General features: G+C 30.7%; 1 protein-coding gene. It reads left to right on the top strand.

Features of this window, described 5'->3' with window-relative positions:
* The first annotated feature begins 72 nt into the window (after positions 1-72).
* Positions 73-690 carry a hypothetical protein gene (locus tag EZH24_RS12765; protein WP_137999413.1) on the top strand — a complete coding sequence of 206 codons (618 nt, stop codon included), beginning with the start codon at positions 73-75 and terminating at the stop codon, positions 688-690.
* Positions 691-861: the final 171 nt, after the last annotated feature.

The following is an 861-nucleotide window of genomic DNA, read 5'->3' as shown; positions in this document are numbered from 1 at the left end:
ACGAATTCAATAACGAATTTAAAAACGAAATGGAATTAGACTCTCAGCCTCAAGGAATGGAAGGAGCAGAAGATGATGAGGGGATGTTTGATTATACAAAAAAATGACAGTAGTATAAAAGCAGATTCTGACGCTTACAGCGGGCAGTCGCCTGATTTTAAGGAAGAAGAACACCCAAGAGATGAAAATGGACAGTTCAAAAAAGGAAGCGGAGAAAACGATAAACAGGAAGACAAAGAAGAAACTAATAACGAAGATTCAAGCGAAGAAGATAAACAAAAAGAAGAAAAAGAAATACAGGACAAAATTAAACAGCTTGAAAAAATTGATTGGAATAAAGATAATACATTGCCTAACTTTTCAAAATCTCTTTTAAAAGAATATGGTTTCAAAGATAAACCAATTTTATTAAAAAAGAATATAATTGATAGAAACAAACAACAACATCCAGATATAACTGAAGAACAAGCAATAAGAATTTTAGGCAATTCTCTTTATAAGACAGAGGCAGTATTAAAAGGAAAATCAAAAAGACCAGATTATTATAATCTTATAACAAGAATAGATGACAAGCATAATGATTTAGTAACTGTTGAACTATCAAATGAAAAAGATAATTATGAAATAGTTCACTTTTTTGTAATAAGAAATACAACAAGAAAAAAATACGAAAGAGATAATGATGAATAAAAAATAAGAGCTAGTAGGGAGGACGCCCCGTTCCTCCATCGCAGTACTTAAAATAATTAAGCAAGCGGCAGGCGTGGGCGGCAATTTTTCTGCCATTCGTACTAACTCTATATATTTAGTTTAACAAAGTTTTATGATAAGTCAATACGAAAATAAAAAAATATTAAACAG

Source organism: Brachyspira catarrhinii (assembly GCF_005518285.1).
In the GTDB taxonomy this organism is placed as follows: domain Bacteria; phylum Spirochaetota; class Brachyspiria; order Brachyspirales; family Brachyspiraceae; genus Brachyspira; species Brachyspira catarrhinii.
Note: the sequence above shows the minus strand (reverse complement) of the source record. Positions and strands in the feature narration are given on the sequence as shown.

Bases quoted from the DNA above. Each gene is read 5' to 3' on its own strand.
- EZH24_RS12765 (WP_137999413.1), top strand. From the start codon at position 73: ATGATGAGGGGATGTTTGATTATACAAAAAAATGACAGTAGTATAAAA.